Origin of the sequence: Deefgea rivuli DSM 18356 (genome assembly GCF_000620145.1) — a bacterium.
GTDB classification, from domain to species: domain Bacteria; phylum Pseudomonadota; class Gammaproteobacteria; order Burkholderiales; family Chitinibacteraceae; genus Deefgea; species Deefgea rivuli.
This window is the reverse complement of record NZ_JHVM01000008.1, coordinates 175,935-198,853: the sequence shown is the minus strand read 5'-3', so window position 1 is coordinate 198,853 and position 22,919 is coordinate 175,935. Positions and strand designations below refer to the sequence as shown.

Sequence of the window (22,919 nt, the reverse complement as noted above, 5' to 3'; positions counted from 1 at the left end):
TATTGGGGTATCTTTACCTAGGTAATGAATTCTGATGTCTACAGCTAAATACATGTATACCGTATTGAAAAGCCAATTTAAGCCTATCTGCGGTATTTTGCTTGCAGGCTTGCTGGCAACGCCAGCGTATGCCTTGCCTAGCCACTTTAGCGACAAGGTCGAAGCGGCACTCGCTTGCCGCAGCGAATGGTCGACGATCTGGTGGCGTAGTTATTTTCGCTTGCACTTGGAAGCGCCGATTCGTGTCTGGGGCGAGGCCGAGTGGTTTAATGGCAAAAATGCCGAGCTGGCCGGTAATCGTGCGCAAGAAGTGTTTGTGAATACGCCTGAATCGGGTGCACTGATGGTGGGTGTACTGATTAATTCCCCTGTAGCAACGGTTCGCAAAAATATTGAAACCCGTATGGGTTTTAGTTTTGTCGAGCTGCCTGGCCCCTATCCCCGTTATCTCTCTCAATTTGGCAGTGTTTTGGTGCGCGTTTCCGAAGAGCAAACTAAGTGGTATTGCGCGCGCTGGAATTTGGGAAATCGCCCTTAAGTAAAAATTTCATTCAGTTTGCATGAGTGCTTGATACCAGTTGCTGACACGGTAGAGCACAAACGAGCACTGAATTCCCATAAAAATCATTGAAGTGTAAATTTCTTGTTTGTTATTTTTTGATTTGTTTCGTGTAATTATTTGTTGCGAGATACTTTTTTCCTCTCTAAGGTTTTTCACTTTTATTGCAAATATTTGTGTAGTAGGTCACAAATTACTACGACAATAATTTTGTGTATCCTACATAATTAATTGTTTATATTGCAGTGCATAATTAAATTTATATTGAATATGCTTAATAAAATGGTGTTTTTTGGTTTGTTTGTTGCGTTGCGATTATGGTTTTAAGTCGGTTAGATGTAGTGATTTTATCGACTACATTTTGAGCTCGGTTTGACTTTGTTTTTCTGCTAAATCACGCTTGACAAGAAAATGGCTTTAGCTGCTAATAGAACTCAACGAGATCGAAAATATAATTTCGGGTCGTAACAGCAGAGCAAAAAATAGGTTTCTTTCATTAATCTTTCTTTTGCTGTGTTGTGGCAAGACCAGTCGCATTGCGCGGGTAAAGCCAAAAATACAGAGGATGGAGACAGTGTGTAACAAAAAGCCGAGACGGATTGTTATGATCGAGGCGTGAGAGGAAGACAAGTTGTACCGCAACCCGAGCAGATTGTTATGACAAGGGTGCGAGAGGACGGTGGAGTTGTTGCAATATAAAAACCCCGACGGATTGTTATGATTGGGGTACGAGAGGAAGACGTAATACCTAAGTTTTACCCCATAAAATGTGCCGAGCCAATGTAGCTCGACTTTTGCTCGGTACTCAAACCCGGCATCATTCATCGCTAGAGTGATAGACCATGAACCCTTCCACTATGTGGGAGGGTTTTTTATTTTCTGGCTGCCGCAAAGTGGTGGATAATTGCGCTTTTACCGTGAACGTGCGCTGTCGTGAATTCTATGTCTGCATCCATCAATCCATTCAATCTGACTGCAATGAATACCTTGGGTCTGCAATCTGCCGCCGCACGGGTGTTGCATTTCACTCAATTAGCGCAGTTAGCCCAATGGTGCGCTGATCCGGAACTCAATCACTTGCCGAGCTTGGTGCTCGGTGGTGGCAGTAATTTAGTGATGTCTGAATACATCGCCAATAATGTGATTCAGGTGGGTTTATTGGGCAAACGCCTCGCGCGTGAAGATGATACGGCGTGGTATGTCGCGGCTGCAGCAGGCGAGCCGTGGCATCCGTTTGTGCAATGGACTTTAGCGCAAGGTTGGGGCGGATTGGAAAATCTATCCTTGATTCCCGGGACGGTTGGCGCTGCGCCCGTGCAAAATATCGGCGCTTATGGTGTTGAGATCAAAGACGTGTTTGAGCAACTCACTGCGATGCATTTGAAGACGGGTGAGCAGCGCGTGTTTACCTTGGCCGATTGCCAGTTTGCCTATCGCGATAGCGTGTTTAAGCAGGCTGAAGCAGGGCAGTGGGTGATTACTGAGGTGATATTCCGCTTAGCTAAAAATCATCAAACTCAGACGAATTATGGCGATATTGAACGAGAACTTGCGCTACTGAATTTGGGGTCGACACCGAGTGCAGTGTCGCAAGCGGTCATTAATGTACGCCAGCGAAAATTGCCCGATCCGGCGCAGATTGGCAATGCTGGCAGTTATTTTAAAAATCCGATCGTTAGCGCAGCAATCCATCAGCAAGTGCTGGCGAAGCATCCGAACGTCGTGGCCTATGCTTTGCCGGATGGCCAGTTCAAATTGGCGGCGGGCTGGCTGATTGAACAAGCGGGTTGGAAGGGTAAGCGCTTGGGGCCGGTTGGTATGTACGAAAAACAAGCTTTGGTTTTGGTGAACCACGGCGGGGCGACGGCGGCGGATGTGCTGGCTTTAGAGCGTGCTGTACAGGCGGATGTATTAGCACAATTTGGCGTGCTTTTAGAAGCCGAGCCAGTGAAATGGTAGTTGGAGTATTTAGCTCTAGATATTATCTATAAATGACTAGAGGGCAATACCCAAGGGTATTGCCCTTTTCTTTTAAGCTAAAGCATTCAGTAATAAATCGTGAATCCCACCAAATCCACCATTACTCATCACCAAAATCTGATCGCCAGCTTGTGCCGTTGATTTGATTGCAGTTACTAATTCAGAAATGTCGCTAAAGCAGTTGGCTTTGTCGCCTAATTCGGCGAGTGCTTCCGCTGGATCCCAGCCTAAATTCGCGCCGTAGCAAAACACCAAATCCGCATCGACTAAACTGCCAGCGAGCGCGGCTTTCATCGTGCCGAGCTTCATCGTATTCGAGCGTGGTTCTAACACGGCCAAGATACGCGCACTGCCGACTTTGCTGCGCAAACCTGCCACCGTGGTGGAAATCGCCGTTGGGTGATGCGCGAAATCGTCGAACACGGTGATGCCGTTGACGCAGCCTTTCACTTCCATACGGCGTTTCACATTGGCAAATTGTCCCAGCGCTTCAATTGCCACTGCGGGTGTAACGCCAACATGGCGTGCGGCGGCAATTGCCGCGAGTGCGTTGTGCGCGTTGTGTTCGCCCATCAGCGCCCAAGTTAAACGGCCTTGTGGCTGGCCTTCAAAAATGACGTCAAAGCCATCGGCATATACCTCGCCAACTTGCCAGCCCGCTGCTAACGAGGCGCTGCTAGGACTGATAGCAAAGTATTCCACTTCGCTCCAGCAACCGCGCTCCAGCACACGCTGCAAGCTGGCTTCGCGGCCATTGCAAATCACGCGGCCTTGGCTCGGTACAGTGCGAACGAGGTGATGAAATTGCGTTTCAATCGCGCCTAAATCTGCAAAAATATCGGCGTGATCAAATTCGAGGTTATTCAATACCGCTGTGCGGGGGCGGTAGTGAACGAATTTACTGCGCTTATCAAAAAATGCTGTGTCGTATTCATCCGCTTCAATAACAAAAAACGGCGAGGTGCTATTGGCGTCTTGGCGCGGTGTTTGTGGCAAACGTGCGGAAACGCCGAAATTTTCTGGGATGCCGCCAACCAGAAATCCGGGCGCGAGTCCGGCGTATTCCAAAATCCACGCCAGCATGCCAGTGGTGGTGGTTTTGCCGTGTGTGCCAGCAATCGCCAACACCCATTTATCGTGCAGAATTTGCTCGCCCAGCCATTGGGGCCCCGATGTATAGGGCAGGCCAGCATTTAAAATCGCTTCCATCAGCGGCATACCACGCTTCACGACGTTACCGATGACAAATAAATCAGGTTTGAGGCTGAGCTGTTCTGCGCCAAAGCCTTCAATCAACTCAATGCCAAGCGCTTCAAGCTGCGTGGACATTGGCGGATAAACATTAGCGTCGCAGCCAGTAACGGTGTGGCCTGCGGCGCGGGCGAGCGCCGCAATGCCGCCCATAAAAGTACCGCAGATGCCCAAAATATGAATATGCATAGTAGATATAACCGTATTGCTGATAAAAGTAGGGATGAAATTGAGTTATTGAATACTTATTTGACTAAGGTACTTGGCGGATTATCCACATGTCCTTACAATCAGATCAAACCGTAAAACTAAGCACTAGCGCAAAATTTTTATGCAAGGCGTCGAAACCGCAGGCCGTACTTGAGTACGACAGGGTAAGACAAAGATGACAGACAACTTTTGCTGAAGCACTTACACTAATTAGGCTTGAATTCCATGACTATGTCCACCCCTGTGAATCCGGTGGAAATTGCCCGCATTGCACTTAAGCGGCTTTCTGAACGGGCCTTGCCGCCAACGCCCGAAAACTACGCGCAGTTTTATAATGCGATTTTGACGATCAAAGCCCCTGAAACGAAAACCGCGACCGAGATGCAATTGGCGTGGCAAGTTTTATATAAGCTTGATGATGCGGTGAGCGATACCGCTGAGTTGACGTCAAGTTTATTGGATAACCTAGCCGACTCTACGGTGATTTTTGAGCAAAAACTCGGCGATTTAAAGCAAGTTCGCCAAGCCCACGCTGAAAAGACTGTTAGTGCTGAAGAAACGCATGCTTCGCTCGAAGATATGCTCAATGTGGTGATTAGCACCACGCATAATGTGCATTCAACGGTAACCACGTCGCATAGTGAATTACAAACTATCCGTGATTCAATCCGCCATATTGAAGAAGATCTCGCGTTTAACCGCAAAGTGTTAGAGCAAGATGCACTGACCGGCGCGCTCAATCGCCAAGGTTTGGATCATTTATTACTGCGTGAAGTGAAACGCGCGCAGCGGATTGATGGGCGTTTGACGGCGGCGATTATTGATTTGGATGACTTCAAACAGATTAATGACAAATTCACGCATTTGGTCGGCGACCAAGTGCTGATTCATGTGACGAATCTGACCAAAGCGGTGCTGCGTGAATCAGATATTTTGGTGCGTTACGGCGGCGAAGAGTTTTTGCTGTTGCTGGTGGATACCGATGTACGCGGCGCGAGCTATGTGATTGATCGTTTGAAGCTAGTGGCAGGTCGCACGCCGTATATTCATCACAATCAACGGATTGAGGTGCGCTTTTCGGCGGGGATTGCGCAGTTAAAAGACGATGAAAATGGCCGCGCATTATTGCTGCGCGCTGATGAGGCGCTGTACCGCGCTAAACAGAGTGGTCGTGGTAAGACTGAAATCGCTGAGTAATTGTATTGGCATAAAAAAGCCGCCCCATTCATCGGGCGGCTTTTTTTATGCTTATGATTTTACATTGCGGTTTTTAACCATAAAGCTTGGTAACCATTCGTTAGTACCAAACCTGCAAAATAGAGGTACAGCAAGGCCGAGATGAAATGGCAGCCTTGTTTAAATTTATTGCCCATCGCTTTGCCGCCTTGATGGCTGGCGCAAACGATGCCCAGTGTCCAAGCGATGCCGCCAATAAAAAATCCAGAGAGGAATATCCCGCTACTGCGTAATGAGCCATCGGTGGCTTGCGCGATTAATGAGCCGCCGACTGCGGCAAACCATAAAATCGACGTTGGTGAAGCCATCGCCAGCACTAAACCGCGGCCAAATAGGTGATGCTTGGGCGGCAAGGGCGGATGTTCAGATTCTTCGAGCTGTGCGTCTTGCAATGCTTCGCGCGCCATTTTCCACGCCAGCCAAATCAGCAGGCTGCCGCCACCTAGCCAAGTGAGCCATTGCACCGCAGGGAATTGCAATAAATAGCGCATGCCCAGCAAAGCCAAAATCGCATAGCATAAGTCGCCAAAACATGAACCTAAACCGAGAAAAAATCCTGCTCGGCGCCCGTGTTTCATTGCGACATCAATCATTGCCACATTGACCATACCAATATCAAGGCACAGCGACAGAGAAAGTAAAAAGCCAGTGATGAAGATTTCCATCACGGCAGTTTAAGGGAAAACCCGTGCTACCCAAATTGGGGAAATTGGCAGTTTTCAGTGTTAACTGCGCCAAAATGCACTGGTGAATAAAATCAGCACCGAGAAAATTTCCAAACGCCCGAGCAACATCGTAAAGCTGCATACCCAGATTTGAAAGTCGGTTAAACCACCATAATTACTTGCGGGGCCGACTTGCCCTAGACCTGGTCCTGCATTATTGATACACGCGATAATTGCGCTAAAGCTGGAAATGAAATCCATGCCTGATAGCAAAAGCGTGAACGTGAGCACGACGATGCTGCTGAAGTATAAAAAGATAAAGCCCATCACCGAAGCCAGAATCGACGTGGGAATAATTTGGCCATTAACGCGCAAAGGGTGGATGCCTTGTGGATGCAGCAAGAGCGACATTTGCCGCCCAACTTCGCGAGTCTGAATAATCGTACGTATCATTTTAATCCCGCCGCCCGTCGATCCAGCACACGCGGTAATGCAGGAGAGTAAGAGCATTACCAAGGGTGCAAAAATCGGCCATTGGCCAAAATCAACGCTGGCAAAGCCGCAATCGGTGGCAATTGAAATCAGATTAAATGACACATGGCGCAATGAGGTTAAAAAGTCGGGATAGGTTTTTTGCCACAGCAGGAAAAAACTTAGGCCGATAATGCTGGTCGCGATCAATAGCAGCATCGCTTTAAATTCAGAATCGTGCCAATAGACTGAGAGTTTCCTGCCCGATAGCGCAAAGTAATGCGTCGCGAAATTGGTCGCAGCTAGTAGCATAAACACCATCAAAATGATTTCAATGAGGGGGGAATTAAAAAAGCCAACGCTGGCATCGTGCGTTGAAAAACCACCTAAACACATTGCGGCAAAGGCGTGGCAAACCGCATCCAGCCAAGACATACCACCGACCCAACGCAAGAGCAAAGCGCAGATGACAGTGAGCCCCGCATAAATCAGCCACAGATTGCGCGCTGTTTCGTGGATGCGTGGCGTGAGTTTGCTGTCTTTAATCGGGCCAGGGGTTTCAGCTTTAAAGAGTTGCATACCCCCCACCCCTAATAGCGGGAAGATAGCGACTGCTAAGACGATGATACCCATACCCCCTAGCCAATTGAGTAAGTGTCGCCATAAGTTAATCGATGCGGGTAAGTGATCTAAGCCCGTCATCACTGTCGCACCGGTGGTTGAGAGCGCTGACATGGTTTCAAAGTAGGCATGGGTGAACGACATATTCGGATCGAACAGCATCAGCGGTACAGCGGCAACGGCGGCGAGCGCCGTCCACAGGCCGACGACCAAGATAAAACCATCGCGCGGTAATAGCTCTCGGCGGTAATTACGAGTCAGCAGCCATAGCAACCCACTAAATATTTGCAGGCCGATGAGCGCATCAATGAACGGCCATAGTCCGGCATCATTATTCCACCAAGCAACGATAATGGGCACGATAATGCTGAGTGAAAACAGCATCGCCACGCGCGCGACGACATTGACCGTTGGCAGTAATTTTTGGGCGATTTGCATTTAGAAAAATCCCACCGAAACCGCAAATAATTTCTCGACATCTCGAATATGGCTTTTGTTATCGATAAATAAAATCACATGATCGTCGCTTTGAATCACCGTATCGTGGTGCGCCATGATGACTTTTTTACCGCGTACCAGCGCGGCGAGATCAGCACCTTGCGGCAATTTAATCTCTTCGATTCTCCGGCCAATCACCTTCGATGTGTCTTGTGTGCCATGAACAATCAGTTCGATGGCTTCGGCTTCGCCACGGCGCAAGCTATGCACTGCAACGATATCGCCTTGGCGAACGTGAGCGAGTAGGGCGCCAATCGTGACTTGAGCCGGTGAAAGCGCAACATCGATTTTGCCGCCTTGTAATAAATCAACATAACGTGAGCGATTGATAATCGATACCACGCGGCGCGCGCCCATTTGCTTGGCCAGAAGCGACGACATGATGTTGTCTTCATCGTCGGACGTCAGCGCGAGAAATAAATCGCAGCGATCAATTTGTTCGTTTTCGAGTAAATCTTCATCGGTCGCTTCGCCGTGTAGCACGAGGCTATCGTTGAGTTGTTCAGCTAGCCAATGTGCGCGGTCGCGATTATTTTCAATGACTTTCACTTGGTAACGCGTTTCAATTTGCTTGGCTAAGCGGTAGCCTACATTACCGCCACCACAAATTTGGATTCGTTTGACGGGTTTATCATTGCTGCAAAATTCACTCACGACTCGGTTGACGTGTTCGGATGCGGCAAGGAAAAATATTTCGTCCCCGACTTGTAATTCCACTTTGCCATCGGGGCGAACGCGTTTATTTTTGCGGTAAATCGACACAACGCGGCAATCAATTTTCTCTAAATATTGAGCCAGTGTTGCTAGATCTTTGCCATCCATATGCGCGCCCGCCTCGACACGAACGGCAATCATTTTGGCTAAACCACTGGCAAATTCAAGCACTTGCAAGGCTTCTGGGGTTTCAATCAGGCTTACTAGGTAATTGGTGACAATTTGTGCGGGTGTAATCACATGATTGATGGCAAAGCCAGCTTCAGTGAATAGACCGGCGTATTCCAAAATATCCTGATCGCGAATCCGCGCCAGGCGAGTGGGCACATTGAATAAATCATGCGCAATTTTGCACGCGACCATATTCACTTCATCATAAGGCGTGACGGCAAGTAGTAAATCTGTGTCTTGAATGCCTGCGGCGATCAGCGCTTTGGGATTGTTGGCGAGGCCAAGCGAAGTACGTAAATCTAAACGATCAGCGAGCGGTTTGAGCAAGCTGGGGTCGTTATCTAGGACTGTGACGTTGTAGCGCTCATGAACCAATTGTTCAGCCACCGAGGAGCCAACTCGCCCCGCACCTAAAATTAAAATATTGGGCAAGATAGACCTCTGTGACCGATATGAAATGATTAAAGTAAAAAATCGGCCGAATGACTGGGCCGATTTTTTTAGTGTTGCATTACTTCTTATTGCTCTTCAGTAACGCGCTGTTTGCGTGGCATTTGAATCCCGAGCTGTTTAAGCTTGCGATACAAATGCGTACGTTCCAAACCGATACGCTCAGCAACGCGGCTCATATTGCCGTTGGAGAGTTCAATTTGGCGCTCCAGATAAAAACGCTCAAATTGATCTCGCGCTTCGCGTAATGGCAAATCCAAATCGATTTGCGGCAAAGGCATCGCTTGCGGCGTGACGCCCAAAGTGGCCTCTTGCGAATTGGGCGACAGCTGCGTGAGCAGGCGGCTCACTGGCAAAATATCAATATCGCCATCACGACCCGTCAAGGCCAAGCTTTTCACGACATTGGCCAGTTGGTCGATATTACCCGGCCAATCTTGCTGGCTGAGTAGCTGCAAGGCGGATTTTGAAAAGCGTCTTGCGCCGAGTTTATTGCTATTGACTGTTTGTGCCAAAAGCACTTCAGCCAAGGCCGCAACGTCTTCGGCATGCGCGCGCAGCGGCGGCACCGCAATAATGATTTGGGTCAGCTGGCGCAGTAATTCTGGCTCGCACTGATTAATCAACTGATCCAGTGGCCGACTCGATGCTGTCACTAGACGGATTTTGTATTTTTCGAGCTTTGGCAGCAGATTAAGCAAGCCCGTTTGGGCTTTACGATCTAGCCACGCAATATCCCGAACAAAAATCGTACCACCTGCCGCACGATTGAGGATGTCTTGCGGCGGTAGCGCGAGTTCTTCATTTGCGCTAGGCGAAATAAACGGCGTATTGGGGCGAGTTAAATGCCGCGCGCAGGTTTCAAAACCGGATCCTGGTTCGCCGGTTAAAGTGATAGGCAGGGTTTGGCTTGCAACCTGGTCAAGCGCCTCACGCAGCGAAGTAATTGCTGCGCTATTGCCGAGGCTCTGCAAACCCTGAGTCGGCTTTACCGGATTAGCAGGCTGAGAGAGTGCCCGTTTTACCGTGGACAGCAATTTTTGCAGACCAATTGGCTTTTCGAGGAAATCGAGCGCGCCGATGCGCGTGGCTTCGACTGCGGTATCGACGGTGGCATGCCCCGACATCATGACGACTGGCATAGTGAGTTGGCCGTTGCGGGCCCATTCTTTGAGCAGTGTCACCCCATCGGTATCTGGCATCCAGATATCCAATAGCACGAGGCGAGGTTCGCCTTGGTTACGGTATTGACGTGCAGCCTCTGCATTTTCAGCGAGTGCAACGCTATACCCCTCATCCAGCAAGATTTCAGATAAAAGCTCGCGGATGCCGATTTCGTCGTCGACGATTAAAATATCTTGATTAGCCACTAGTTGTTTCCTCCCAGAGCGGCAGCTCGATCCTAACGTAAGCACCGGTGGCATTACCCACCTGAACGCGTCCGTGATGTTCTTCGATGATTTTTTTCACGATCGCTAAACCAAGACCCGTACCTTTGGCCTTTGATGTGACATAAGGCTCAAAAACACGAGGCAATAGTTCGGCGGGAAAGCCTTTGCCGCTGTCTTCAATATAAAGACGCGCCCATTTTTCGTCTTTTTCTACCAAAAGGCAAATCCTTTGCTCGGGAGCATCGGTGATTGCATCTTGGGCATTTTGTAGCAAGTTATGAATCACTTGCCGCAAATGGGTTGGGTCACCATTGACCATGAGTGCACCATGAACTTTGAAGTCGAGCGCAATCGGCGACGCTTCATACAGAACCAGCACTTCATTTAATAATTGGATTAAATCGAGCGGGCGCTTTTTGCCGGAAGGCTTGCGGGCATAATCGCGGAAAGCGTCGACCATTTGTTTAAGTGCCGCGACTTGCTTGACGATGGTTTGCGTATTGCGCTTTAAAAACTCTGCGCCTGTCGCGTCAAGTTTATCAACCAGTTTCATTTCCATCCGTTCGGCAGACAGCTGAATTGGCGTCAGTGGATTTTTGATTTCGTGGGCTAAGCGCCTTGCCACTTCACCCCAAGCGGCATCGCGCTGTGCGGACAGTAATTCGGTAATGTCATCAAATACCATTACATAGCCATGCAAGTCTTCGCTACCATCAATTTTTTGCGTGAGGCGTGTACCGCGCACCAAGAGCACGCGTTTTTCAGCATCCAGCTCAATTTGTCTTTGCCAGACTTCGTCATCTGATAAGAAACCGTGGATAGTATGCGCAAAAAATGCGGTGAGGTTCGGGTAGGCTTCATTCCATTGTGACAAGGGCAGCGTGCCAATTCGATTTGGATCTAAGCCTAAAATCCGTAGCGCGCTGTGATTGGCCGATTGTAAATGCCAGTCTTCATCCAGCGACAACACCCCCGCCGATAGCGAGCCTAAAATCGCTTCAACATAGGCTTTGGCTTCGGCTTGCTCGGCTTGATTTTGTTCTAGCGTATCGCGCGCATCAGAGAGCTGGCGCGTCATGCGATTAAACGAATGAGTCAAAATTCCGAGTTCATCGCGGCTAATGACGGGGTGTTGCTGCGTAAAATCACCTTGCGCCACCGCGCGCGTTCCGGCGGCTAAGACCGACAGCGGTGCGGCAAGTTTGTCGGATAGGTAAATCGCCAAGGCCAGAGCGCCCAGTAGCGCCATCGTCAATGCCATCGTCAACGTCAGGCTAAAAATCAGTTTTAAGCCAGCACGAGATTGCGAGAGTTGTTTGTATTCACTGCGGACTTGTTCAACCAGTTCAGCGTCTTGAGCGAGCTGTTTGGGAACAGGTTGTAGCAATTGCAGTAATTTGACGCGATTAGAAAATTCACTACCCGGCAATTGCACAATAACGCGCATGATTAAGCCATGCTCGGGGTCGTTTTCAATCCCTTTGTAATAGCCGCGCTCGGCTTCGGTAATGATTTTTCGCTCGGGCAGATTGGGTACAAGCCCCGCGTATTCATTGCCGATATGGGCGTGAACTTGGCTGTTATTATCGAATAAGGTGATCTCTTGCACGCCAGTTTGATCACGTAATTTGGACAGGCGCTCCAGCAGCGCGCTCATACTGTTATCGTGAATATCCCAAGCGATGACGCTGGCTTTGCGTTGCAAATCATTAAGCTGATAATCAATCGCGTTATGCCCCAAATTCAAGCCGCGATCGAGTGCATTGTCAACGCGAACATCAAACCAAGTTTCAATTGAGCGATTTAAAAATTGCACCGATAAGGTGTACACCAAAGCGCCGGGTAGAATGGCGACTAAGGAAAACATCAGCACCATACGCATCGTGAGCCGCGAACCAAATACTTTGCTTTTAACTCGTTTTAAGAGCTGGGCTAGGCGGGAGCCAACTAGAATCGCCAAAGCCAACAACAAAACGCCATTCAGCGTTAGGATTAGTTTGTAATATTGTGATAATTCAGAGGTATTGCCGGACGCCGAGGCCAGCAAAAACAGTAGGATCGTGCCTAAAACACCCAGAAAAATCAGTAACTTTTTCATTGCGCGGCCTCAACGGGCTGCGGTGCATTACGCTGTAATTCCTGCCAGCCAGAATCTAATACCCAACTTTCATCGCCCAAGGCTGTGAGCTGATACGATTTTGGTAGCTGTGAATGATCAAGGCGAAAGCGGATTTTGCCAGCAAAGTCTTCAGGCGTAATATTGCTACTTTCTAAGACTGCCCAACTGCGAATAATAGTAAGCGCAAGCAGCGCTTCTTCGGCGGTATTAAAGCTGCGGCTTAAGCCTCCGGTATTCAAGCGGTATTGGCGCGTGAGCGGCTGATAACTCAGACGGTAGGTAATGCTGGCCGTTGGATTAAAGCTATCGGCGACACTACGATACCAAGCATAGAAATGCGGTCGGGTGAGTTTGAAGTCGTAGGTAAATGGCAGTGATAAGCCATTTTTCAGCGCGGTTTCAATTTCTGGCGAGAGGGTCACTGCGTAACGTGCTGCCAGCTCAATGCGGTTACCGTTAAATTCAACTTCGGATTTGATGGTTTTGATGCTGCCGGCATACGCACTCATCGCGCATAGCAGCAGCACAGCAGCAATCAATTGCCGCCAATTACGATTTTGAAAAAAGTGCGTAATAAAAACCATCATCTATAAATTCTAATTATTCTTTTAAATCAATGTGTTATCTGTGGGCAGAGTTTCACGGAATATTATTTTATGTAGCATTATTTGGAGCGAGAATACGCTGCTGTTGGCAGATGGTAACAGGGTCGAGGGTTATGCCGCAAAATTTCGTGAGGGTATCTGATGTATTAGGGTCTTCCTGTATCCCCCCATGCCCCTTTGAGTTTTTTTAAATGTACGAAAATGGTGTGCTTCAGCCTACAAAGCTTGCATTCTCAAGGCTTATGCAATCTCTATCTTCAATCCTGCCGTAGCCTTTCCCGTTTAGTTTTCCTTTGTTCAAGTCACTATGTCGCGTGAATGAATGATTCATTAGCCTATACCGTAAAGAGCCCGTTCAAAGTCGCTCTGAATACTCGTAAATATTGGTTCATTAGGGTTGATGTATTTTGAGCTACATGGCATTATTGAGCTATAACTTAATTGAGCTTATGAAAGGGTAGTCATCATGGACTTCTACTATGGTCGAGTTTCTACATCGGAACAGAATAGTGAACAACAACGCCGCGAAGCCTCAGAGCTTGGTTGTGAGCGTTCCTTTATTGATGAGGGTGTGTCTGGTTATCACGTAGCCCCAGTGGAGCGTACGGGCTGGCAAGAGCTGCTAAAGGTGGTTCGTGAAGGAGATACGCTATATGTACGCTGGCTAGACCGCATAAGCCGCCGTTACGATGAACTGCATGTAACTATGCGTGGCCTAATGGAGAAGGGCGTTAAAGTAATTTGCACCATGAATGGAATGGAGTTTGACGGTAGAACCACAGACCCCATGCAGAAGGCAGTAAGAGACGCTGTGCTGGCTTTCATGGCTGCTCAAGGTGAAGCGGACTACAAGAATCGTCGTGAGATGCAGAGTCGTGGCATTGCCATTGCCAAGGAAGAGGGGCGCTATAAAGGTAAACCCAAGACCATAGATGACGCTGAAGTAAAAGCTTGGCGAACTGAGCAGGGGGCAACCATCAAGGCCACTGCGGATTACTTCAGTATCAGTATCAGCAGCGTGAAGAGAGCATGTAGTGACTTAGTAAATGCTTGATTGATGCTGTGGTGTATTTTCAGTGCTTTTAAAAATCCGAGGGGCAGGATGTAAAATTGGGGGAGCTTGGTGAATATTGTTTGGGGTTATTAAACCAACTATTTACCTTGCTGCCAGATGAGCAAATTTGTTTGAATGTGGCCTAAATCCTATTTAAGTGTTTCTGCTCGACTCCTGATGAAAGCTCGCAAAGGCAATGCAAAGGGGCGGCATCAAGTATTGAAGCAAAATCCATGATTCTGTCTTCGTACGTTTAAACCTATTACAGTGCCTAAATAATGAGCAATCCATTCGGAAACCCTTTTAGTCTGCCACATGGTCGCCCCAAGCTTCATCCTATGGAGCAGCGTACAGAACGTGTGTCGTGTTACATGGATGGTCAAGAGCGCGGCATTTTGCGTTCAGCAGCCCTCAAACTGAAAACCACCGAGGCTAAACTCTTGCGGCAAGCAGCCATTGAATTGGCCGAGAGAATACTGGCAGGGCACTCCAAGGAACTGCCTGAACCTCAGTTATACAAGAAGAAGCGCCTCAATAAGACCACTGAGCAACGCGCCAAGCGCCATGAAATCGACACCGTAGTTATCAGGCACGTTGACTTGAGCACGATAAAGTTTCCCTTCCCTGTCGAGGAAAAATGAAATCCAGTTACCAGCGCATCAAAATTGATAGCATCACAATGATTCATAATGTCCACCAGCCAGATGCATGGACTTGGTATCTGAAGCCCAAGCGAGTCAAGCATGAAGAACGCTTTCCTAAAGAACTCGCCCGCAGGCTGAACTTGGAACCAAGCCTGAAGGACAAGCTTGGACGACTTCTTGTTTATCTGGATGACAATGGCAGCTATATTCTGCTTGATGGCTATTACCGTCTTGCGGGTATTAAGAAGGCGAATGAGTTTCGGCCAAGCAATCGGCAAATTCGTATGGTGGACGCTGAGATTATCTCCGAGGCGAGTGCTGAAGAAATTATTACCGCACAGCTCAGAGCCAACTTACCGCAGCAACTCGGTATGTCCAGTAGTGAGGTCAATCATGTCATTTGGCAGTGGCTGGGGAGCGGAGAGCCCGACCTAAAGATAACTGGCAAGGTTCTGTATGAGAAATTTGCATTTACTGGCTGGAGCGAGCCGACAGCGCGAAGAATGGTAAAGCTGGCGAAGGAGCAGTGGGCTCTTGTTGATTCGGCAGGATGTGAGTCAGAGTATTGGCAATGTTGGAATGCCGTGCAAGCTCAAAGTCGCCTAGGTGAAAAACGCGAGATGCCTTTCCGTGATTCATCTGAAAGTGAACTCACAAAGCTGGCTCAGCGTGTTTGTGCCAACAATGAAGTGCATCAACTCATTAGCGACCCTGATGTTGGCGCTGAGAGTGTGTACCATGCCATCGGCCGCGAGTTAGCTAGGTTGGCAGGTGAAAATACGGTCTCATTCCAAGACTTTACGCCCAAGCAAATCAGGTTTGCTGAGGATGGGGAAATGGAAGAAGTGGTCAATGAGCTTGATGAGTTCTAAGGTTGCTTAGGGTGTTCTTTTTGATGGTCTACAGGTGTTGACTCAGTGTGCTTCAAAGTCAGTATTTACAAGGCTTCTGGCGTTATTCATTGAGTTATCCTGTATCAGGTAAGCACTATGCGCTAGATGATTCATCTGCTGATGTCTGAAACGGCTCAGCAAAGGTAATCAATAATTAAGTTACGCATGCGTGACGTTGAGATGGAAAGTCCGCCTCCGACCCAAAGCGGACTTGAGAGAATTAAGCACACTGCAATTGGTAATAATTAATTTTGCATTGCAGGTAGTGTTTAAACGCACAGTTCAAATCAATGAACTCACAGATATCAAAGTTTGTGCCACGTTCAAAATATTGCACTACATATTTATCTTCGTTTTTAGATAGCCAATAGCCTTCATGGATGGGGCGGGCAATAATGAAGCAATCAACACCCCGACGTATTCCTTCTTGAATTACTTCATCAAATGATAAATTCCAAACAGAAGGTAGTTCCCCCCATTTTCCATCAAGGAAACGACTGACGACATTATAAAAATTGTCTGTTAGAAGTGCGTCAATGAGGATGTGTTTTGGTGGGAAATTCACGGTATTACCTATGATTTAAATGACGGCTATTGGCCGACTAGAGCTACTGCACTCGACCCATAGCGGAAAGTGGATTGTGCAAGAAGCAGACGCCGAACGTGCTTAGTTATTCTCGTTTTAGGCCACCCAAAGCGTATCTTTGAGTCGTCACGTTGACCAAATAATTAGACCGCATTTTGTCTGACTAACTTGGATAAGAGTAAGGTTCAATCTGTAGATATGGATTTAGCCAGAGACGAAAGCCATATGGAGCGGCAGAAGTTTCATCATAGCGCCCGGTAAAGGCATTTGCCGCAGCAAATTCTATGTACTGTCCACGCTTGTCTTGCGCCACTCTAGCTGCAGGGCAATCTAGCAACTGAAGATTGATAATTGGTTCTGCTTGCTGGCCCGCATAAATCTTGACAGAAATATCACTATCAAGAGGATAGACAGAAAGTTCGAGTCGCAACCCAGCTTGTTCAACAAGATAGAGATAATAAGTTCCATACTCGCCTTCAGTTGGAACGACATTAAGTGCTTCAAGAAATTCGACGGGATTCCACAATAGCTCAGGCATAGCGGCCTAATGTTTGAGTTAATCGGCGTGCACCAGAATGGCGGAGTCGAGCGTGAATGAATAACACCCGACGCCACCAATATTCTCATGGCTGTATGCACGAGTGAATGCTTTACGGCACTACCACAAGTCTGTTTCTGGCCGACTTGAGCTACTGCACCCGACCCAAAGCGGAAATGTTAATTCTTAACGTTTACTAGTTACTCAGCTCTATTTACTTAGGATGTCTAAGCGGAATATTTTTTCATGCAACTCACTGCGAACCTGACTAGGCTGGAATGTTGCTAAGATTTCTTTTGGATGCACTAAGCCAGCATTCCTAGCTTGTTGAATTTGTTCAATTACCTCTGGGGATGTGGTTCGAGAAATCAAACCTACGGTTACACTTGTTATTTCAGTGCGCTTTGCTAAAAATAATTTCATTTGCTCAAAGGTAAGATTTAGTTCATACCCTGCTGCTAAACAGGCTGCAATTTCTTTGGGAAAGTAACTTCCTTCTGGCACATCTAAGTACTTTTGAAAAGCAAGATAATATTCAGAGAAGTTCATTTCCACTCACTTAAATTGTTTCATTGAACAAATGAGGCAATACTCGGAGTTTCCGCTTCTGGCCGACTGCTGCCTGTCGCATAGTTTAAACCCTTCAATCAAAGTGGGCTGCAATCCAAGTTTGGCTGTGGCTAAATTGGTAAGCGGGTGGCGTCCGATGAAATTAGGCGGATGAATTAGGTGTTAATCAACGGGGGCTGCTAATGTTTTGGTCTTTATGTCATACCATAGCTGCGCCTTAGTGATGATATGGGCAAATGTCAATGCATCGGCAATCGTTCCATAACCATTGCTTGAGCCTTTTTCTGCGCGCCCAGTCATTGCTCGGCAATAAGAATCTTGCATTCCTTCAATACCACGCTGCCATGTTTCAACCGAGTGGCGAAGACTATGGAAGTCCATACCTTTGCGATACAAACCACAGGCTTTACGCAGGTTTCGCCAAGCTTTATTGTAGTTGTGCGACCATAAGCCAGCCTTTAAGGATACGCCGTTGAATATACGTTCTGGTTGCTTTGAGCCTACTTCCTGAAACCAGCCCCAGAACTCATCAGCAACGGATGTATGCAAGGGTATCCAGCGGGGTACTTCGGTTTTACTGCCTTCAGGTGTGACATAAACGAAAACAAAGCCGTCAGACTTCATGACGTCTTGAGGGCGTAGCTGCGTTACTTCACCACCTCGCATGCCCGTTACCGCGCCAATACGCACAGCCCAATGCAGCAAAGGGTTTTCCTCTGCGCTCGGAAGGTTGGTTAGAATAGTACGCATATCGGGGGCTTGCCAACATTCGCGGTCTTGTTGAGGTGCTCCCAGTCCTTTTACTTTAATAAAGGGATTTAGCGTCACAATACGCAATTGTTTACCTGTGTCGAACCAGCCAGACAAAGCACCTAGGCGTGTCGTTTGAGTGTTGGCGGATAAGTTCCTCTCACGCAGCCAGTCTCTGTAATCCAGCCCCAGCGCTTCATGCACTTCTGTCTGATTCGTATCAACTACAAACTTCATAAAGTCACGCGCAACGGTTTCCCAAGAGGACAGTGAGGACGCTTTACGCGGCTTTCCATTACGAGCGCGTTCACTTTGTAATTGCGTTAGTAGCTTCTCGAACCCATCAGGCGTGAGTTTCTTGCTGCCCGTAGATTTGCTTTGCGTTTTAACCGCTGGTGCTGAGCTTTGCTGAGTTCGCGTAGTTCCGCTGGTGTGCAGAGGTGTAGCGTCACTATGGGTTGTTTCTGGTGCTGTAACGACGAAAGAATTACTCTCCCCTATCGGTAGTCCCAAAGCCTCCGCAGCGACTCGCATAATTTGACCTTGGGTTTCTCGTTGCTCTTGGTAAAGCTCCCATGCGTAACCTGTTTTTAGTCGTAGTGCGAATTGGATTGCTTCTGTTTGAGGTAGACGGGTGACTTCAATAGCAGCCCAAATTTTGAAGTGGCGGTACATCTCTGATTGACGCAGGCAGTCCGCTAGAAACTGGACGGCAAATAATTCTGCCTGACCCTTGTCTTCAGTTTCTGTTGATTTCCATTTTTGACCGTTGGGCGAATCTGGGAATGCCCCTTTCACATCTTCGGGAATTAGGTAGCGGGTTTGCCAATTTGCTGAAGTAGGGCGTTTGAAAACCAGTTGCACGGAGCTGTCCTCTGTAGCACTCCGTGTAGCACTTTCTGTAGCAGTAACTGGTTGATTCAATGGAATATTAGATTTCATGCGGGGTCTTTACGAATAGAGCGTAATAAAAACCATCATGTTCCGCAGTGGGTAATAACTGACCATCTATAGATTGACCATGAGGCAGCGCTTGAACAGGTAGATCCAAGCGTTTTGCATCTGGATGGCGTAGTGCAAAAGCTTCGGCTGAAGCGGCATTTTCTATAGGAAAAACAGAGCACGTAGCGTACAGGAGTTTGCCGTTTGGCGCTACGAGCGGCCAGAGCGCATCGAGCATTTTTGCCTGCTGGCGAGCAAAATTAGCCAGGTCTTCATTGCGGCGCAGCCACTTGATGTCAGGATGGCGGCGCGTCACACCGGTCGCTGAGCAAGGCACGTCAGCAAGAATGCGATCAAATTGCTGACCATTCCACCAAGTATTAGGTTCTGATGCGTCACCAAGCAGTAAGGTCGCTGATTTATTAAGTCGTTTTAGATTGTCTTCAACGCGTTTAAGGCGCATTGCATCGTTATCTAGCGCGGTTAAAGTGACCTTAGCGGTTTCTAAAATATGCCCAGTCTTACCGCCTGGCGCCGCGCAAGCGTCCAGCACGGATTGCCCATCTTGCAAGTCGAGTAACTTTGCGGCCGCTTGTGCGCCCCAATCTTGTACCGAAACCCAACCATCAAAAAAGTGTGGTAAAGAATCCACACTTGTTGGGCGTTTGAGACAGATCGCACTGTCATCCAATACGACGGCATCGATATTGCTAGTGCTCAGTAAATTCAAATAATCATTGACGGTGGTGTGCTGTGGATTGACGCGCAATGTCATCGGCGGATGCTGATTATTGGCGTTCAGGATGTCTTGCCATTGCTCTGGGTAAGCCGCTTTCATGGTTTTAATCCACCAAGCTGGGTGCGAATATTGACCCACTTCGTTGGCTTGAGCACGGCGAACAAGTTCGTCTTTTCCGCGTAAAAAGCTACGCAATACGCCATTGACCAGGCCTTTGCCAAAGCCACTACCGGTTTGCGCCGCTACTTTGACCGCATGATCCACGATGGTGTGGGGTGCAGCGCGTGAGAATTGTAGTTGGTAGATGCTGATCAGTAGTAGCGATTTAAGTTCAGCTTCGTGCAAAGGGCTGCGTAATAATTGTTTTAAAACGCCTTCTACTAGACCAAGTTGGCGTAAAGTGCCATAGCTAATATCCTGAATTGCGCCGCGTTGACCTGATTCGAGGTCGGGGTTATTTCGCCAAACGGCATTGAGCGCTTCGGTGAGATTTTTTCCTGCTAAAACTTGAGCGACCGTTTGGCTGGCTAATTTCTGAGTGATAAACATTATGTATTGTCCAAATTATTAGCCCGACCAAAAGTCGGGCTTGGGGGTATTGATCTGTGGGCTTTAGTGGCTAAGGCATGCAACTAAATACCCTTAATGGTTAAATTCTGCCGTGGCTCATGTTTCTGAGCCGCGTAACGCGCTCTTCGGTGCGTGGATGAGTGCGAAATAAATCTTGCAGGCCGCCGCCACGCAAGGGGTTGATAATCATCATTTGCGCCGTTGCTGGATGCGCTTCAGCGGTATGGAGTGGAATGCCACGCGCAAAGGCTTCAATTTTTAATAAGGCATCGGCCAGTGCTGCTGGATCTCCCGAAATCCGTGCGCCGCCCGCATCGGCTTCAAATTCGCGTGAGCGGGAAATCGCCATTTGGATCACGCTAGCAGCAAGTGGCGCGAGCAGCGCGAGAGCAATTCTGGCAATTGGATTGATGCTATTGCCGTTGCTGTCGCGGCCACCGAAAAACATCGCAAAGTTGGCGAGTGCCGAAATTGCACCGGCCATCGTTGCCGAAATCGTTGAAATCAAAATGTCCCTATGTTGCACATGGGCTAATTCATGCGCCATTACGCCGCGTAATTCACGATACGACAGCACGCGCATAATGCCCGTAGTGGCCGCAACGGCGGCATTTTCTGGATTGCGCCCCGTCGCAAAGGCATTGGGTTGGTCTTCATCAATAACGAAAACTTTAGGCATCGGCAAGCCGGCGTTGCGCGCAAGTTCTTCGACCATGCCATAGAGTTCGGGTGCAGTACGCGCATCGACTTGATGCGCGTTATACATTTTGAGCACCATCTTGTCCGAGTTCCAGTAAGCGAAAATATTCATTCCGCCACCCAAAATCAGTGCCATCAACATGCCGCTACGGCCACCAATGAGTCCACCCATCAGCATAAACAGCGCCAAAATGGCGGCCATCAGTAGCGTCGTTTTAAACCAGTTATCCATGAGGCTGATTCCTTGCGTGGGGCTGCGCGATGAAATTAAACGTTAACTGCAAATTGCGTGCCAACTTCAAGTGGAGAGCCGGCTAAAAACGCATTAGCACTCAAACGCTTGCCGCCGGATTTTTGTAATTCAGTGACGCGCAAAGCGCCGCTGCCACAGGCGATGGTGATGGCTTCTTTATCGATGGCGATAATCGAACCGATCACGCCTGTTCCGTCGATGGGCGTGGCGCGCCATAATTTCAATATAACGCCATCGAGTGAGGTTTGTGCGCTAGGGAAGGGGTTAAAGGCACGGATTTTTAAATCCAACTGCGTGGCTGTCTGCGTCCAATCAATCAATGCTTCTTCTTTGCTTAATTTCTCAGCGTAAGTGACGCCTTCTGCGGGCTGCACGCGGCGTTCTAGGCTGCTTAAATTAGCCAGCGCATCGACAATCGCCTCTGCACCTTGTGCTGCCAGTTTGTCGTGCAAGGTGGCGGCATTGTCATCTGGCATGATCGGCGTCACATGCACCGACAACATATCACCGGTATCTAGCCCTACATCCATTTGCATAATGGTGATGCCGGTGGCTTGATCACCAGCCAAAATCGCGCGCTGAATCGGTGCAGCACCGCGCCAGCGCGGCAGCAATGAAGCATGAATATTCAGGCAACCAAAGCGCGGTAAATCTAAAATAATTTGCGGTAGTATCAGGCCGTAAGCAGCAACCACCATGACATCGGCGTCTATACCCATTAAAGGTGCTTGTTGCTCTGCGCTGCGTAATTTTTCAGGCTGGTACACTGGGATTTGCTGCTCTAGAGCGACATTTTTCACGGCAGAAGGCGTGAGCTTCATGCCACGGCCACTCGGGCGATCAGGCTGAGTGAGCACCATGACGATTTCATGCCCCGCAGCGATCAGCGCACTGAGTGCTTGAGCCGCAAAATCGGGAGTTCCTGCGAAAATAATTTTCATCGTATGTGCGGTATCAAAGTGTGAGGTGTGGACAAGTCAGCAAGGGATTTGCGTGGTGCTAAAAGTCCGTTTGAGAACCTGTTTCTATAAGTTGCCCAGTGTTTGCGATAGTTTGTTACGTTAGACTGAGCGACTGCTATCGCAACTCACATGGTTTTTTTTTGATTTTTTTTGATTTTTTGCACAATACGACTGAGCTTGAGGCGAGAGAGTTTTTCGACAAAAATCTTACCGTCTAAATGATCGATTTCGTGTTGAATGCAAATGGCCAGTAGACCTTCTGCATGCAAGGTGAAAGGTTTTCCGTGGCGATCCAAGGCTTGCACCGTGAGCGTTTCGGCGCGCTCAACCTCTTCATAAATACCAGGCACCGACAAACAGCCTTCTTCGTATGTGGTATGACCGTCAGCACTGATAATTTGTGGATTGATCAGAACCAGTAGTTCGTTTTTCTCTTCAGAAATGTCTATAACGACCAATCGCTGATGAAAGTCGACTTGTGACGCGGCCAAGCCTATACCTGGTGCGGCGTACATGGTTTCTGCCATGTCGTCGATTTGACGTTGCAGGACTGTGTCAAAAACAGTCACAGGCTGCGCAATTGTATGTAAGCGCTCGTCGGGATAGTGCAGAATGTTTAAGATTGCCATGTTTGCTTGCTAGACCAAAAGTTTATATGCAGAATTAATAATAGATAAGCTATAGAATATATTATATTGGATATGGGTTGATTTGGTTGTGATATCAAGGCCATATCAATCAACTTCTTTTGAATTTTTGCTTGTGGATCGATTAACCG

The 22,919-nt window shown here is 48.2% G+C and carries 21 protein-coding genes; 6 read left to right on the top strand and 15 right to left on the bottom strand.

Going from position 1 to position 22,919, the window contains the following annotated elements; translation table 11 throughout:
* Positions 1-34: 34 nt before the first annotated feature.
* Together Q320_RS0103495 and murB are read left to right on the top strand one after the other, a co-directional pair.
* A complete protein-coding gene (locus Q320_RS0103495; protein ID WP_156938967.1) occupies positions 35-538 on the top strand; it encodes a hypothetical protein in 504 nt (167 codons plus the stop codon).
* Between the two features lie 963 nt (positions 539-1,501).
* Positions 1,502-2,518, top strand: coding sequence for a UDP-N-acetylmuramate dehydrogenase (murB, locus tag Q320_RS0103490; RefSeq protein ID WP_027467860.1), 1,017 nt, complete (start codon positions 1,502-1,504; stop codon positions 2,516-2,518).
* A gap of 72 nt (positions 2,519-2,590) precedes the next feature.
* On the opposite strand, the gene mpl is transcribed toward murB, so the two are convergent.
* Complete coding sequence (gene mpl, locus Q320_RS0103485) at positions 2,591-3,979, bottom strand: UDP-N-acetylmuramate:L-alanyl-gamma-D-glutamyl-meso-diaminopimelate ligase (protein WP_027467859.1); 1,389 nt, start codon at positions 3,977-3,979, stop codon at positions 2,591-2,593.
* 246 nt (positions 3,980-4,225) lie between these two features.
* Here mpl and Q320_RS0103480 point away from each other — a divergent pair, with 246 nt between their 5' ends.
* Positions 4,226-5,197, top strand: coding sequence for a GGDEF domain-containing protein (locus Q320_RS0103480; protein WP_027467858.1), 972 nt, complete (start codon positions 4,226-4,228; stop codon positions 5,195-5,197).
* A 59-nt stretch (positions 5,198-5,256) separates the two neighbouring features.
* On the opposite strand, the gene Q320_RS0103475 is transcribed toward Q320_RS0103480, so the two are convergent.
* The 6 genes from Q320_RS0103475 to Q320_RS18275 all read right to left on the bottom strand — a co-directional run bounded on the left by Q320_RS0103475 (position 5,257) and on the right by Q320_RS18275 (position 12,923).
* Complete coding sequence (locus Q320_RS0103475; protein WP_027467857.1) at positions 5,257-5,901, bottom strand: LysE family translocator; 645 nt, start codon at positions 5,899-5,901, stop codon at positions 5,257-5,259.
* A gap of 60 nt (positions 5,902-5,961) precedes the next feature.
* A complete protein-coding gene (locus Q320_RS0103470; RefSeq protein ID WP_035852057.1) occupies positions 5,962-7,431 on the bottom strand; it encodes a TrkH family potassium uptake protein in 1,470 nt (489 codons plus the stop codon).
* On the bottom strand, positions 7,432-8,808 hold the full coding sequence (gene trkA / locus Q320_RS0103465) for a Trk system potassium transporter TrkA (protein ID WP_027467855.1): 1,377 nt from the start codon (positions 8,806-8,808) through the stop codon (positions 7,432-7,434).
* 86 nt (positions 8,809-8,894) lie between these two features.
* Positions 8,895-10,196, bottom strand: a complete 1,302-nt coding sequence (locus Q320_RS0103460; protein ID WP_027467854.1) for a sigma-54-dependent transcriptional regulator — start codon at positions 10,194-10,196, stop codon at positions 8,895-8,897.
* On the bottom strand, positions 10,189-12,315 hold the full coding sequence (locus tag Q320_RS0103455; RefSeq protein WP_027467853.1) for a sensor histidine kinase: 2,127 nt from the start codon (positions 12,313-12,315) through the stop codon (positions 10,189-10,191). The genes Q320_RS0103460 and Q320_RS0103455 overlap by 8 nt, the downstream gene beginning before the upstream one ends.
* A complete protein-coding gene (locus tag Q320_RS18275) occupies positions 12,312-12,923 on the bottom strand; it encodes a DUF4390 domain-containing protein (protein ID WP_051534426.1) in 612 nt (203 codons plus the stop codon). The genes Q320_RS0103455 and Q320_RS18275 overlap by 4 nt, the downstream gene beginning before the upstream one ends.
* A 484-nt stretch (positions 12,924-13,407) precedes the next feature.
* Here Q320_RS18275 and Q320_RS0103445 point away from each other — a divergent pair, with 484 nt between their 5' ends.
* From Q320_RS0103445 to Q320_RS0103435, 3 genes are all read left to right on the top strand, one after another.
* Positions 13,408-13,995, top strand: a complete 588-nt coding sequence (locus Q320_RS0103445; RefSeq protein ID WP_035852054.1) for a recombinase family protein — start codon at positions 13,408-13,410, stop codon at positions 13,993-13,995.
* A gap of 278 nt (positions 13,996-14,273) precedes the next feature.
* Positions 14,274-14,636: a hypothetical protein gene (locus Q320_RS0103440; RefSeq protein WP_156938966.1), complete on the top strand. Its 363-nt coding sequence runs from the start codon at positions 14,274-14,276 to the stop codon at positions 14,634-14,636.
* Positions 14,633-15,511, top strand: a complete 879-nt coding sequence (locus tag Q320_RS0103435) for a hypothetical protein (RefSeq protein WP_027467850.1) — start codon at positions 14,633-14,635, stop codon at positions 15,509-15,511. The genes Q320_RS0103440 and Q320_RS0103435 overlap by 4 nt, the downstream gene beginning before the upstream one ends.
* A 241-nt stretch (positions 15,512-15,752) precedes the next feature.
* Here the strand turns inward: Q320_RS0103435 and Q320_RS21465 are convergent, their stop codons facing one another.
* The 8 genes from Q320_RS21465 to def form a co-directional block, all read right to left on the bottom strand.
* Positions 15,753-16,097, bottom strand: a complete 345-nt coding sequence (locus tag Q320_RS21465) for a hypothetical protein (protein ID WP_156938965.1) — start codon at positions 16,095-16,097, stop codon at positions 15,753-15,755.
* A 184-nt stretch (positions 16,098-16,281) separates the two neighbouring features.
* The gene (locus Q320_RS21780; RefSeq protein WP_027467849.1) at positions 16,282-16,656 is read right to left on the bottom strand and encodes a hypothetical protein; all 375 of its coding nucleotides are present in this window, start codon (positions 16,654-16,656) and stop codon (positions 16,282-16,284) included.
* Between the two features lie 210 nt (positions 16,657-16,866).
* Positions 16,867-17,205 (bottom strand): hypothetical protein, encoded by a 339-nt coding sequence (locus Q320_RS0103425; protein ID WP_027467848.1) that lies wholly within the window; start codon positions 17,203-17,205, stop codon positions 16,867-16,869.
* Between the two features lie 183 nt (positions 17,206-17,388).
* Positions 17,389-18,918 (bottom strand): tyrosine-type recombinase/integrase, encoded by a 1,530-nt coding sequence (locus Q320_RS0103420; protein ID WP_027467847.1) that lies wholly within the window; start codon positions 18,916-18,918, stop codon positions 17,389-17,391.
* Entirely contained in the window at positions 18,908-20,206 is a 1,299-nt protein-coding gene (gene rsmB / locus Q320_RS0103415) for a 16S rRNA (cytosine(967)-C(5))-methyltransferase RsmB (protein WP_027467846.1), read from the bottom strand. Before rsmB ends, Q320_RS0103420 begins: the two co-directional genes overlap by 11 nt.
* 100 nt (positions 20,207-20,306) lie before the next feature.
* Entirely contained in the window at positions 20,307-21,158 is an 852-nt protein-coding gene (gene htpX, locus Q320_RS0103410) for a zinc metalloprotease HtpX (RefSeq protein WP_027467845.1), read from the bottom strand.
* A gap of 35 nt (positions 21,159-21,193) precedes the next feature.
* Positions 21,194-22,120: a methionyl-tRNA formyltransferase gene (fmt, locus tag Q320_RS0103405; RefSeq protein ID WP_027467844.1), complete on the bottom strand. Its 927-nt coding sequence runs from the start codon at positions 22,118-22,120 to the stop codon at positions 21,194-21,196.
* A gap of 146 nt (positions 22,121-22,266) precedes the next feature.
* Complete coding sequence (gene def / locus Q320_RS0103400; protein WP_027467843.1) at positions 22,267-22,770, bottom strand: peptide deformylase; 504 nt, start codon at positions 22,768-22,770, stop codon at positions 22,267-22,269.
* Positions 22,771-22,919: the final 149 nt, after the last annotated feature.